The sequence below is a fragment of the Streptomyces sp. NPDC054841 genome, from assembly GCF_053611045.1.
Genome location: NZ_JBSGZO010000013.1, coordinates 35,439 through 47,978 on the forward strand (window position 1 = coordinate 35,439; position 12,540 = coordinate 47,978).

Consider the following 12,540-nt stretch of genomic DNA (forward strand, 5'->3'; position numbering starts at 1 on the left):
ATGCATCCAGGCCCGGCCGGCTCGTGGGCCGGCTCATTCGTGAGCGAGTACGAAGCGGAACTCCTCGGCGGTGGCCATCAGGGCGTCCCCCGTGAAGCGGAGCGCGGTCAGGGAGCGTTCGGCGGCTTCCGTGTCGCCGCCCGCGCAGGCGTCCGTGACGACAACGGGGACGTAGCCCAGGTCCGCCGCATGGCGGACGGTGGGCTCGATGCCGATCTCCATGGCGACGCCGATGACGGCGACCGTGGTGATTCCGCAGTCGCGCAGAACGGTGTCGAGCCAGGTGCCCTCGAACGCCGACATGGTGATCTTGTCGACCACGGCCTCACGATCAGTGGGTTGCAACTCGGGGATGATCTGCGTCTGCGCGGCACCCGGCGGGAAGGGGGAGACCACGTCGGCTGCTCGCTCGGCCCGTTGCCAGGCGCGCCACATGCGCAATTGGGAGGCGCCCATCAGCTCAGGGGGAAGCGTCACGTGGCGCAGGAAGAAGGTGCGGACTCCGGCGGCCCGGGCGGCCCCGACCACCTCGACCGCCCGGCGGACGACACGGTCACGCTCGCCGATCTGCTCCAGGATGCCGGTCTGCATGTCGTAGACCAGCAGCGCCATGCGCCGCGGGTCGCACGCCTCCTCCAGCGAACGCGGAACGGCAAGCCCAAATCGTTCATCCATGGGCGTGACGCTACCCCCGCGCACTGCGCCGCGAATCCATTACGCGCGCAGCGACGCGGGGGCGCGTCGGCAGACGGTGCGGGCCACCCCGGGGGAGCCCACGCGGCCGCCACCACCCCGAGCACCGCCTTTTCGGGTCACGACTGCGCGTTCAGCCGACGGCGGCGCCGAACCACTTGGGCAGCCGGCTGAGCAGATCCTGCTGATCTTCACCGGCCCACGCCACGTGGCCGTCCGGCCGCAGCAGTACCGCGGGCACGTCCAGTTCCTCGCTGACGTCGACGACGTGGTCGACCCGATCCGCCCAGCCCTCCACCGAGAGCCGGCCGGTCTGGTCGAGCAGCAGTCCGCGTCCGCCGTGCATCAGTTCGTAGAGGCGACCCTGCTTCAGTTTCACGTCCCGCAGCCGCCGGCCGAGCAGTTCGTGGCCCTCGCCGAAGTCGTAGCTGACCCCGACCGCGGTGATCATCTCGGTCACGTAGCGGTTCACCTCCTCGAAGTCCATCAGCTTCGAGAACAGCTCCCGCAGCGCGGTCGCACCCGGATCGGTCCCCAACAGCGTGATCTGCGCGCGGGTGTTGTCCAGCACGCGGGCGCCCACCGGGTGCCGTTCGGCGTGGTAGCTGTCCAGCAGTCCCTCCGGCGCCCAGCCGTTGACCGCGGCGGCCAGCTTCCAGCCGAGGTTGAACGCGTCCTGCACGCCGAGGTTGAGCCCCTGCCCGCCGGTCGGCGGGTGGATGTGCGCCGCGTCGCCGGCCAGCAGCACCCGGCCGACCCGGTAGCGCTCGGCCTGCCGGGTGGCGTCGCCGAACCGGGAGAGCCAGCGCGGCGAGTGCGCGCCGAAGTCGGTGCCGGCGGTGGCCCGCAGCTGCTGCTTGAACTCCTCCAGGGTCGGCGTGGCCGCGCGGTCCTCGGCCACCCCGTCGGCGGGCACGACGACGCGGTACATGCCGTCCCCGCTGGGGGTGGCGCCGAACCGCAGCTGCGTCCTGCGGACTTCGGCGATGACGGCGGCGATCGTGTCCGGATCCTCGGTCAGCTCCATTTCGCCCAGCAGCGTCTCGACCTTGGCGGCCTCGCCGGGGAAACCGACGCCGAGCAGCTTGCGCACTGCACTGCGGCCGCCGTCGCACCCGACGAGGTAGCGCGAGCGCAGGTGCGTGCCTCCCCCTCCCCCGGCGGCTACGCCCCCATTGCCGGGGGGACCTCCACTGGCTACGCCCTCATTGGCGGGGGTGCCCCCACTCGCCAGCTCGACGGTCACCCCGTCCTCGTCCTGGCTGAGCCCCACCACTTCGCAGCCGCGCCTGATCTCGGTACCGAGTTCGACGGCGCGCTCGTTGAGCAGCCGCTCGGTGACCGGCTGCGGGGTGGCGACGCCGTAGGGGTGCGCCGTGTCCAGCCGGTCGGGCCACGGCTTGGCGATACCGCCGAAGAGCCCGCCGACCTGGAACTTCTCACTGACCGCGAGGAACCGGTCCAGCAGGCCGCGCTGGTCCATCATCTCGACGCTGCGCGCGTGCAGGCCCTGCCCGCGGGACTGCTCGGTCGGCTCGGTCAACTTCTCCAGCACGACCACGTGTACGCCGTGCAGCCGCAACTCGCCGGCCAGCATCAGCCCGGTCGGTCCGCCGCCGACCACGATCACGTCAATCATCAACACGCCCATTCAACGAGATTGGATTTCGGCCGGCCGCTCCGCGCAGTCCGGCGGCGCGCACGCCCCGTACACCCGCACCTCCGCGCCGAGTGCGGTGATTCTGCGGCATGACCGGGGTCTTGCCGCAAGGCCCCCGGGGCGCTATACGTTGAGAGTGGCAGGGAGTGGGTGACCTCCTTGCCTTTGTGTTTTGTCGTCCGCCGTGGACGGACGAACTCCTCCCGGATCGGTTGCGCGCCGCGTAGGGCGATATTCGTGCCGTTCTTCGCCATCGCCATCGCCATCGCCATCGCCGGCGAGGGGCGGGAGGCGGGCGCAATCCGGACCATCTGATGACGGAGAACGTGGCGGCGGGGGAGCTGAGGCTCTCGGCGGAGGAGATGGCGCTGGTCAACGCCTGAGGAGCGTCTTCCCGCCCACGGCCCGTCGTCCGGATCTTGACGGGACGTCCAGAAGACCGGCCCTGGGGGCGCGAAGTTTCCCGTGGGTTGGCCGGAGGTGCATTGATCGCACGGGGGTGCACCTGCGAGCGTGGAGCGAAACGTGTCGAGCGGACGCCGAGCGGATGGCCGCCGGACATGGTCCGACTCCGAGGGGGCTGGTCGAGGGTGCAACACGAGCACTGGATCTACGCACTGCTCGTGCTGGTCACCGTGGTACCGATGGTGCCGAACTCGGCTCTGGTGGCGGGCGCGGGTGCGCTGGCCGCCGTGGGGACCCTCAGCCTCCCGTTCCTGCTGGTGATCCTGCTGGCCAGCACGGTCCTCGGCGATCTCTGCGTCTTCTGGGCGGCGTGCCGCTCACGCCCGCGGGCACTGCGCCGTCTCACGCGGACCACGGGACGGCGGACGATGCTGGAGACGGTCTCCGGGCAGTTCCGGCAGTACGGCGTGCCGGCAGTGATCGCGGTGCGGTTCCTGCCCGGAGGACGGGGGCTGGGCGGGCTGGCCGCGGGCATCATCGGATTCCCGTTCCGGCGGTTCCTGCTGGGCGCCACCGTCGCCGAGGCGGTGTTCGTCTTCTCCACCGTCGGACTCGGATACCTCAGCGGCCGGTACACCACACACCCGCTGGCCCCGCTGCTCATCGGTCCCTGCGTGTCCCTCCTGGTCGCCGGCTTGGCGCTGGTGGCCCAGCAGACCGGCCGAAGCAGGCGCGGCGCCTGGTCATGAGTCGTGGCATCGGTGCCTCCGGCGCCGTCCGGATCCGGCCCCGGATCGGGTCTTCCGTGTGATCCCACGCATAGGAGCCACGTCACGTCCTAAGGACGGTAGTAGCCGGCCAGGCCGCAGGCAAAGTGCAGAAATGTCCCTTTTTAAGATCATTCCAGGCATTTCTATGTAGCTGGTTAGTACGTCACATCTTTGCGCCCATCGTCAGGCGCCGCTAACCATGGCTGACGTCCGGGGAGCACGAGCCGGCCCGGCGGGTCCCACTCGCATCGGCCGTGCTGCTCACGCCGAACCGAACCTCGGTCGGCCTCCCCATGTAGTCCACCATTGGAGAACGCATGACCGCCTACGCCCAGACCAGCACCAGCCGCATCGCCCGATTCCGCAAGCTCTCCGTCGCAGGCATCGCCACCGCGGGTGCCGCAGCAGCGGCTCTCACGCTGGCCCCCTCGCCCGCCCACGCCGCCGAGCCGGTTTCGGTGAGCGTCGCGGCGGCGAAGGCGAAGGCGGAGGCGGCCAAGAAGGCCGAGACGGCCAAGCAGACCGAGAAGTCGTACTCCGACAACCTCGACGGCTGGATCAAGCAGGCCCTGGACATCATGAAGTCCGAGGGCATCCCCGGCAGCTACGAGGGCCTCCACCGCAACATCATGCGTGAGTCCAGCGGTAACCCGAACGCTCAGAACAACTGGGACGTCAACGCGCAGAACGGCACGCCCTCCAAGGGTCTGCTCCAGGTCATCCAGCCGACCTTCGACGCCTACCACGTCAAGGGCACCAAGCACGACCTGACCGACCCGGTCGCCAACATCACCGCGGCCGCCAACTACGCCGCCGACCGGTACGGCTCCATCGACAACGTCGACTCGGCCTACTGATCCGCCGGCGGACGACGGGGCCCCGCGGCGGCGGGGCTACGGGTCTACGGGTGAAGCACGACCTTCGTGTAGCCCTCGATCCGCTTGTCGAACTTGTCGTATGCCGACGGCGCCTGGGCCAGGGGAAGTTCGTGCGAGACGACGAAACTCGGCTTGGCCCGACCCTCGATGATCATGTCGCGCAGGTACCGGTTGTAGCGCTTCACGTTGCACTGACCGGTACCCATCTTCAGGCCCTTCTCGAAGAGCTTGCCGATCGAGACGAGCAGCATGCCGTGCTTGGCCTGCTCGTCAGGGCCGCCCGGGTCGGCCGGTACGTAGAGGCCGGGCACGCCGAGCATTCCGGTGGCCCGGACCGTGCCGACGAGCGAGTTCAGGACGGTGGCCGGTTCCTCCCGGTCCGTTCCGCGCGCCATCGCCTGGTAGCCGACGGCGTCCACGCCCTTGTCCGTGCCGACGCCCTTGGTCTGTTCCTTGATCTGTTCCACGGGGTCGCCCTCGGCGAAGTTGACCGGCACCGCGCCGATCTCCCGGGCCTTCTCCAGCCGCTCGGGGACCCGGTCCACGACGAACACCTTGCTCGCGCCGCGTAGCAGGGCCGAGTAGGCGGCCATGAGCCCGACCGGCCCGCCGCCGTACACCGCGACGCTCTCGCCCGGGCGGACCTGGGCGAGTTCACAGCCGTGGTAGCCGGTGGGGAAGATGTCGGCGAGCAGCATGAAGTCGCTCTCGCGCTCCTTTCCCGGCGGCAGCTTCAGGCAGTTGAAGTCTGCGTAGGGCACGCGAAGGTACTCCGCCTGGCCGCCCGTCCACGGGCCCATGGCGACATAGCCGTAAGCGCCGCCCGCAAATCCCGGATTGACGGTCTGACAGAATCCGGTGAATCCCTCGACGCAGTTGGTGCAGAACCCGCAGGCGACATTGAAGGGCATGACCACGCGGTCGCCCTCCTTGAGCGCGGTGACGCCCTGGCCCAGTTCCTCGATGACTCCCATGTTCTCGTGGCCGAAGACTATGCCGGGCTCCGCCGCCGTGCGGCCTTCGTACATGTGGAGGTCGGAGCCGCAGATCGCCGTGGAGGTTATCCGTACGATCACGTCGTTCGGGTGCTGGATCGTGGGCTTGTCGACGTCTTCGACTGCGACGGTGAACGGTCCCTTGTACATGACGGCCTTCATTGCTGCCTCCTCCGCTCGGTAATGCACCGGCGATTTGCCTGGCCGTTCTCTTTCGTGACCTAACTCTCATGATTCTCCGCCCTGAAAGATGGGACAAGCCGGTAATCTCGGGAGGAATAAGCGCCCTGGTGAGGTATATCCGCCCCGGTATCGCACCGAGAAATGGAAGGGAGGGCGACACGTGGCAGCACATCGGCTCGGGACCCTGCTCGTCCCAGTGCTCGGCCTGTCCGGCACCACGTACCACCCCGGAACCACGGTGACTGTCCGTGGTCGCGGCGCGACCGTCGATGCCTTTGTCGACGGCGACTGGCTCCCCCTGTCGTGGTGGGAATTCTCCGACGGCCTCCGCGAGGACATCGCCGACCGCTGACCCCGCGGCCCATCGCCCTCGCGGCGGCAGCGCCCCGATGCGACGGTGAAGGAGTAATCACTCCAGCGGTCGGACAAGGCGGTGGGGTCGGTGGAAGCGCCACTGGTCGTAGGAATCGACGGTTCCGAGTCCAGCCTCGAAGCGGTGGACTGGGCCGTGGACGAGGCGGCGCGCCACGGGCTTCCGCTACGCCTTGTGTACGCGTCCAGGTGGGAGCGGTACGAGGGCGCCACAGTGGCGGACGGTTCCGACCGTCCGTCGGAGCAGGTCCTCATCGACACGCTCGTCGCCGACGCTGTCGAACGCGCCCACCGCCGCAACCCCGACGTCGAGACCGGCACCGATGTCCTCGCCGAGGACACCGTGACCGGGCTGGTGAACGAGAGCCGTCACGCCGCGATGCTGGTCACCGGATCGCGTGGCCGCGGAGCACTCGCGGGCCTGCTCCTGGGATCGGTGTCACTGGGTGTCGCGGCGCGCGCACACTGCCCGGTGGTCGTGCTGCGCGGGGACAAGGCAGGACGGGAAGGCACTCACCGACGCATCCTGCTCGGAGTGGGCGACGAGAGTGAAGGAACGGGCGCCGCCCTGTTCGCCTGCCGCGAGGCCGCAGCGCGCGGATGCGAACTCGACGCGGTCCGGGCCTGGCACCGTCCGGTGCACGAGACCGTCGACCACGCGGAGCCGGTCGACGAACCCGGCATGTACTACAGGGAAAGAGCGGCCACCCAGATCGACGCGGCGGTCGCCGAGGGCCTGAAGGAACACCCCGGACTCACCCTGCTCCGCTCCACCGTCGAAGGCCCGGCTCACAAGGTACTGGTGCAGCGCAGTGCCGCGGCGGACCTGATCGTCGTCGGTGCGCGGTACCGGCACGGCCACTTCGGACTCCAGCTCGGCAAAGTGGTGCACGCGGTGCTCCACCACAGCGAGTGCCCTGTCGCTGTGGTGCCGGAGTGGCCATCCGACTCCGGACGGAGCGAGACCGCTGCCGCAACGGAGACCCCTCCGGAACCGGGACCGCTGCCACCCATCGGGTGACCGGGCAGTTCATTCGGGGCACACGCAAGGGAGCAGGACCCCAGCGGTGGTAGGGCATCCGTGGAGCGAGCCCCGCAACGGAGCGCGGCTCGCTCCTTACGGAGGAATTCATGATCCAGTTCAAGCGCCGCGCCCGGCCGACGCCGAGCCGTGAGGAGCTCCAGGGGCTGGACGCCCACTGGCGGGCGGCGAACTACCTCGCCGTCGGCCAGATCTATCTGATGAGCAACGGGCTCCTGAAGGAGCCGCTGCGGCCGGAGCACGTCAAGCCGCGGCTGCTGGGGCACTGGGGTACCTCGCCCGGACTCAATCTGGTCCACACGCATCTCAACCGTGTCATCAAGGCGCGCGAACTGTCGGCCCTGTGTGTCTGGGGTCCCGGCCACGGCGGTCCCGCCGTGCTGGCCAACTCCTGGCTGGAGGGCAGTTACAGCGAGATCTATCCGGACGTCAGCCGGGATGCGGCCGGCCTGGACCGGCTCTTCCGGCAGTTCTCGTTCCCCGGCGGGGTGCCGAGCCATGTCGCACCGGAGACCCCCGGCTCCATCCATGAGGGCGGTGAGCTGGGCTACGCCCTGGCCCATGCCTACGGCGCCGCCCTGGACAACCCCGGGCTGCTGGTCGCCTGCGTCATCGGCGACGGCGAGGCCGAGACGGGCCCGCTGGCGGCCTCCTGGCACTCGAACAAGTTCCTCGACCCCGTCCACGACGGCGCGGTGCTGCCGGTCCTCCACCTGAACGGATACAAGATCGCGAACCCGGCGGTGCTGGCCCGGCTCCCGCAGGCAGAACTCGACGATCTGCTGCGCGGATACGGTCACGAACCCCTGCACGTCATCGGCGACAAGCCGATGGAGGTGCACGTGGCCATGGCCGTGGCCATGGACGAGGCACTGGACCGCATCGCCGGCATCCAGGAGTCCGCCCGTAACGGCAGAGCGGGCGAGCGGCCCCGCTGGCCGGTGATCGTCCTGCGCACCCCGAAGGGCTGGACCGGCCCGGCCGAGGTCGACGGCGAACCGGTCGAGGGCACATGGCGCGCTCATCAGGTACCGCTCGCCGCGGTCCGCGACAACCCCGCGCATCTGGCCCAGCTGGAGCGGTGGCTGCGGTCGTACCGTCCGGAAGAGCTGTTCGACGAGGCAGGCCGGCCACGGCCGCAGGTGCTCGACTGCGTCCCGGACGGCGATCGCAGGCTCGGCGCCACCCCGCACGCCAACGGCGGCCTGCTCGTGCGCGACCTGCCCGTCGCGCCCCTGGAGCGCTTCGCCGTGCCGGTATCCAAGCCCGGAGCGGACCGGCACGAACCCACCCGGGTGCTGGGCGACCTGCTCGCGCAGCTGATGCGGGACTCCGCGGACCGCCGGGACTTCCGGCTGGTCGGGCCGGACGAGACCGCGTCCAACCGCCTGGAGGCGGTCTTCGACGTCACCGGAAAGGCCTGGCAGGCCGAGGTCGTCCCCACCGACGAGCACCTGACGCACGACGGCCGCGTCATGGAGATCCTCTCCGAGCACTGCTGCCAGGGCTGGCTCGAGGGCTATCTCCTCACCGGCCGGCACGGACTGTTCTCGTGCTACGAGGCCTTCGCCCACATCGTCGACTCCATGGTCAACCAGCACATCAAATGGCTCAGGACCGCACGGCAACTGCCCTGGCGCGCCCCCGTCGCCTCCCTCAACTACCTGCTGACCTCGCACGTCTGGCGCCAGGACCACAACGGCTTCTCCCACCAGGACCCCGGCTTCGTCGACCACGTCCTCAACAAGAGCCCCGAAGTGGTCCGGGTCTATCTGCCCCCGGATGCCAACACCCTGCTGTCCGTCGCCGACCATGCGCTGCGCAGTCGCGACTACGTGAACGTGATCGTCGCCGGGAAACAGCCCTGCTTCGACTGGCTCGCGCTGGACGAGGCACGCGTCCACTGCGCCCGCGGCGCCGGAGCCTGGGAATGGGCCGGTACCGAAACGGGGGAGCGGGCGCCCGACGTCGTGCTGGCCTGCGCGGGGGACGTACCGACGCAGGAGGTCCTTGCCGCGGCCGGCCTGTTGCGTCAATACATCCCGGATCTCGCGGTCCGGGTCGTCAACGTCGTCGACATGACCCGGCTGATGCCGCAGGAGGAGCATCCGCACGGGATGACGGACTTCGAGTACGACACCCTCTTCACCCGCGACAAGCCCGTGATCTTCGCCTACCACGGCTACCCCTGGCTGGTGCACCGCCTCGCCTACCGCCGCGCGGGGCACCCGAATATGCACGTCCGCGGATACCGGGAGCGGGGGACGACCACGACGCCGTTCGACATGGTCGTCCGCAACGACCTCGACCGCTATCGCCTGGTCATGGACGTCATCGACCGCGTTCCCGGACTGGGGGTCCGGACGGTCGCCGTGCGCCAGGCGATGGCCGACGCCCGTACCCGGCACCATGCGTGGATCCGTGAGCACGGTGTCGACATGCCGGAGGTCACCGACTGGACCTGGAACGGCTGAGACCTCCGGCAGGCCGACACCGGCTCACGGATCGCCGCGAGGAGTGAACAGCACGGCGTGATGGCGCGTATTGACGGTGGGGCCCTGACTTCCGGGGCCCCGTACAGCTGGTGACACAGCGTCAGAGTCAGTACGACCTTGGGGCCGCGGATGAGGCACGCACGACGCAACCTTCAGCGGATCGCCCGGCTGGCGGCCGTCGGCGGGCTGGTCTGGGGCTCGCTGATGGTCTCCGACGCCATGGCGGGCGAACCGGCCGCACCGGAAACCCGAGCGGGCACCCCGCCGGCCGGCGATCCGGCCGGGACTCTCGTCTCACGGCTCGGCGAGTCCCGTACCGCAGGCAGTTGGACGGGCGCCGACGGCCGTCCGGTGGTCGCGGTGACCGACAGGGGCGCGGCAGCGGAGGTCGAGCGGGCCGGAGCGGAAGCCAAGGTCGTGCGCCACAGCATGAACCAGCTCCGCTCGGCCACCGAGGCCCTGCGCTCGGCACCACTCGTGACCGGGACCGCGTGGGCGGTGGACTACGCGTCCAACGAGGTCGTGGTGCACGCCGACAGAACTGTCTCCGCCGCCGACTGGTCGCGCATGTCCGACCTCGCCGAGAGCATCGGCGGATTCGTACGCATGGAGCGGACCCAAGGCGCCTTCACCACCAGGCTGAACGGGGGTGCCTCGATGCTCGCGGGCAACATCCGCTGCACCGCGGGCTTCAACGTGACCGACGGCCGGGACACCTTCATCCTGACCGCCGGGCACTGCGGCCCCGTCGGCACCGCCTGGTTCGGGGACCGCGAGCAGGATGAGCAGCTCGGCACCACCGTTGCCTCCAGCTTCCCGGGCGACGACTTCTCTCTTGTGCGGTACGCGAACGGCGCATCCCCCGAGCGCCCCGACATCGTGGAAATCGGCGAGGGCCGAGGGGTACGGATCACCGGCGCGGCCGATCCCGTCGTCGGACAGCAGGTCTTCCGCAGCGGCAGCACGACGGGGTTCCGCTCCGGGCGGGTGACCGCGTTGAACGCCACGGTGAACTACCCCGAAGGAACGGTCACCGGTCTGATAGAGACCACGGTCTGCGCGGAACCAGGAGACAGCGGGGGCCCGCTGTTCGCGCAGGGGCTGGCGCTCGGTGTCACCTCGGGGGGCAACGGGGACTGCACGACCGGAGGCGTCACGTACTTCCAGCCGGCGACCAAGGCGATGGCGGCGCTCCGGATGAGCCCGGCAGCCGGGCCGGGCGCTGCCGGCGCGGACCGTGGCGGCGCGGGCGGCCAGGTGCCGGGCTCCCCGACGGATCCGTCCTCGTCCGCCGCCGGATCCGTCCCACCGGGAACGCCGGGAGCCGCCGCACCGCCGGGAGCGGCCGCACAGCCGGGAGGCGTGAGCGGACCGGGGATCGTCACCGACATCGCCGCCGGCCTCGGACCTCTCGGCGCCGTCGGTCCGGGGCTCGGGGTCATCGGCGCGAGTCTGGTGCTGCTGGTCGTCAGCCGATGGATCCAGTCGGCCCAGGGCCGCAGGGACTACCGCAACGCCTACGCCCAGACCTGGGCCTGAACCCGGAAGGAGCCCGTCACCGGGGCGGGCTCCCCAACCGGGAGACAGACGGGCCGGTTCAGAAACACCGCCGACGACGGCCCGGACCCACGCCATCCGGGCCCGCGGGAATTCCAGGTGACCGGCGCCCGCCGGTCTCTCTACGCTCGGCGCCATGAACCCCATGGATCTGCTCAACGTCGTCGATGTCGAGGCGACCTGCTGGGAGGGACAGCCGCCGCCCGGATCGGTCAGCGAGATCATCGAGATCGGGCTGACCGTGGTCGACCTGCGGGCGGGCGAGCGGATCGCCCGGCATCGCATTCTCGTACGGCCCGTACGGTCCACGGTCGGCGCGTTCTGCACCGAACTGACCGGCCTCACCCAGGCCGAGGTGGACACGGGCGTCGAATTCGCCGAGGCCTGCCGGATCCTGGCCGCCGAGCACGGTGCCGGGGCGCGCCCGTGGGCCAGTTGGGGCGACTACGACCGCAATCAGTTCACCCGCCAGTGCCGGGCAACGGGCACCCCGTACCCCTTCGGCCGTCGGCACATCAACGTCAAGGCCGCCTTCACCGAAGCCCACCGCCTGCGCAAGCGCCCCGGCATGGCCGAGGCCCTCAGGATCGCCGGCCTCCCGCTGGAGGGCCGTCACCACAGCGGTGAGGACGACGCCTGGAACATCGCGGCACTGGTGCTGTCGCTGGAGGACCGGGACGGCCGGCCGGCGTAGCCGGATGGGGTCGTCGGACCCGGCTGCCTCGATGACCGCGGGCGGGCGGCGCTGCTTCAGGACGCCCTGCCGGGGTCAGGACGCCCGGTCGGGCTGCGGGCGCAGACCGTCGAGGATGATGCCGAGATAGCGGCGCCAGTCGACGACGCCGGCCTGTACGACATGGCAGAGGCCGATGTAGAGCGGCGACATGTCGGCCACGGTGAGATCCGCACGCACCGAACCCTCGGCCTGGGCGCGCTTGAGCACCTGGTCGGTGAGTTCGTTGAGTTCGGCGATCGCCTTCTCGTCGAACGAGCTGCCGCCGATCATCGCCGTGACGGTCTCGGCGTAACCCCGGTCCTGTTCCTGCATGGTGCCGCAGAACTCCAGTGAGCGGGTGAGGCCGTGCCAGGCGTCGGGATCGGGAAGCACCTCGGTCCGCAGAAAGTCCACGGTCTGCTGGAAGCGGTGCTCCACGATCGCTTCGGCCAGTGACTCCTTGGTCGGGAAGTGGCGATAGACGGTCCCGACGCCGACTCCCGCGCGGCGGGCGATGTCGCCCATCTGTGCCTCCCGGCCCGACTCGGAGAAAGCGGCGCGGGCCGCGTCGAGCACCTTGAGCCGGTTGCGGGCGGCATCGGAACGCAGCTTGCCGCCGGCGGGCGTGCCGGCGGGGGGTGGAGTGTTTGACAAGGGGAACCGCGCCTCCGTATCGTCGTGTCGGAATCGGCCATCCGATTGCGCGTTGCACTTTAAACCACACGAGCGGGTACCACCCAAGGCCCCGCCGCCCGATTCGGCGGTATCGCCCGAC

The 12,540-nt window shown here is 70.0% G+C and carries 11 protein-coding genes; 7 read left to right on the forward strand and 4 right to left on the reverse strand.

The window, feature by feature from the left end; translation table 11 throughout:
- Nucleotides 1-33: 33 nt before the first annotated feature.
- Nucleotides 34-675, reverse strand: a complete 642-nt coding sequence (locus tag ACWGI8_RS03655) for a cysteine hydrolase (protein ID WP_453658338.1) — start codon at nucleotides 673-675, stop codon at nucleotides 34-36.
- Between the two features lie 151 nt (nucleotides 676-826).
- Complete coding sequence (locus tag ACWGI8_RS03660) at nucleotides 827-2,332, reverse strand: FAD-dependent monooxygenase (RefSeq protein ID WP_453658340.1); 1,506 nt, start codon at nucleotides 2,330-2,332, stop codon at nucleotides 827-829.
- A gap of 611 nt (nucleotides 2,333-2,943) precedes the next feature.
- On the opposite strand from ACWGI8_RS03660, the gene ACWGI8_RS03665 reads away from it, so the two are divergent.
- Entirely contained in the window at nucleotides 2,944-3,507 is a 564-nt protein-coding gene (locus tag ACWGI8_RS03665; protein ID WP_453658342.1) for a DedA family protein, read from the forward strand.
- A gap of 338 nt (nucleotides 3,508-3,845) precedes the next feature.
- The gene (locus ACWGI8_RS03670) at nucleotides 3,846-4,385 is read left to right on the forward strand and encodes a transglycosylase SLT domain-containing protein (RefSeq protein ID WP_453658344.1); all 540 of its coding nucleotides are present in this window, start codon (nucleotides 3,846-3,848) and stop codon (nucleotides 4,383-4,385) included.
- Between the two features lie 44 nt (nucleotides 4,386-4,429).
- On the opposite strand, the gene ACWGI8_RS03675 is transcribed toward ACWGI8_RS03670, so the two are convergent.
- On the reverse strand, nucleotides 4,430-5,563 hold the full coding sequence (locus ACWGI8_RS03675) for a glutathione-independent formaldehyde dehydrogenase (protein ID WP_453658346.1): 1,134 nt from the start codon (nucleotides 5,561-5,563) through the stop codon (nucleotides 4,430-4,432).
- Nucleotides 5,564-5,744: 181 nt separating this feature from the next.
- On the opposite strand from ACWGI8_RS03675, the gene ACWGI8_RS03680 reads away from it, so the two are divergent.
- The 5 genes from ACWGI8_RS03680 (at nucleotide 5,745) to ACWGI8_RS03700 (ending at nucleotide 11,744) form a co-directional block, all read left to right on the forward strand.
- On the forward strand, nucleotides 5,745-5,936 hold the full coding sequence (locus ACWGI8_RS03680; protein WP_453658348.1) for a hypothetical protein: 192 nt from the start codon (nucleotides 5,745-5,747) through the stop codon (nucleotides 5,934-5,936).
- Nucleotides 5,937-6,026: 90 nt separating this feature from the next.
- Nucleotides 6,027-6,977 carry a universal stress protein gene (locus ACWGI8_RS03685; RefSeq protein ID WP_453658350.1) on the forward strand — a complete coding sequence of 317 codons (951 nt, stop codon included), beginning with the start codon at nucleotides 6,027-6,029 and terminating at the stop codon, nucleotides 6,975-6,977.
- Nucleotides 6,978-7,087: 110 nt separating this feature from the next.
- The gene (locus ACWGI8_RS03690) at nucleotides 7,088-9,472 is read left to right on the forward strand and encodes a phosphoketolase family protein (protein WP_453658352.1); all 2,385 of its coding nucleotides are present in this window, start codon (nucleotides 7,088-7,090) and stop codon (nucleotides 9,470-9,472) included.
- Between the two features lie 150 nt (nucleotides 9,473-9,622).
- Complete coding sequence (locus ACWGI8_RS03695) at nucleotides 9,623-11,032, forward strand: S1 family peptidase (protein WP_453658354.1); 1,410 nt, start codon at nucleotides 9,623-9,625, stop codon at nucleotides 11,030-11,032.
- Between the two features lie 154 nt (nucleotides 11,033-11,186).
- Nucleotides 11,187-11,744 carry an exonuclease domain-containing protein gene (locus ACWGI8_RS03700; protein ID WP_453658356.1) on the forward strand — a complete coding sequence of 186 codons (558 nt, stop codon included), beginning with the start codon at nucleotides 11,187-11,189 and terminating at the stop codon, nucleotides 11,742-11,744.
- Nucleotides 11,745-11,819: 75 nt separating this feature from the next.
- On the opposite strand, the gene ACWGI8_RS03705 is transcribed toward ACWGI8_RS03700, so the two are convergent.
- Nucleotides 11,820-12,419 (reverse strand): TetR/AcrR family transcriptional regulator, encoded by a 600-nt coding sequence (locus ACWGI8_RS03705; protein WP_453658358.1) that lies wholly within the window; start codon nucleotides 12,417-12,419, stop codon nucleotides 11,820-11,822.
- Nucleotides 12,420-12,540 lie beyond the last annotated feature (121 nt).

What these genes read in the sequence shown, in the direction of transcription:
- ACWGI8_RS03655 (WP_453658338.1), bottom strand. Translation starts at nt 675, where the DNA reads ATGGATGAACGATTTGGGCTTGCCGTTCCGCGTTCGCTGGAGGAGGCG.
- ACWGI8_RS03700 (WP_453658356.1), top strand. Translation starts at nt 11,187, where the DNA reads ATGAACCCCATGGATCTGCTCAACGTCGTCGATGTCGAGGCGACCTGC.
- ACWGI8_RS03660 (WP_453658340.1), bottom strand. Translation starts at nt 2,332, where the DNA reads ATGATTGACGTGATCGTGGTCGGCGGCGGACCGACCGGGCTGATGCTG.
- ACWGI8_RS03675 (WP_453658346.1), bottom strand. Translation starts at nt 5,563, where the DNA reads ATGAAGGCCGTCATGTACAAGGGACCGTTCACCGTCGCAGTCGAAGAC.
- ACWGI8_RS03695 (WP_453658354.1), top strand. Translation starts at nt 9,623, where the DNA reads ATGAGGCACGCACGACGCAACCTTCAGCGGATCGCCCGGCTGGCGGCC.
- ACWGI8_RS03670 (WP_453658344.1), top strand. Translation starts at nt 3,846, where the DNA reads ATGACCGCCTACGCCCAGACCAGCACCAGCCGCATCGCCCGATTCCGC.
- ACWGI8_RS03690 (WP_453658352.1), top strand. Translation starts at nt 7,088, where the DNA reads ATGATCCAGTTCAAGCGCCGCGCCCGGCCGACGCCGAGCCGTGAGGAG.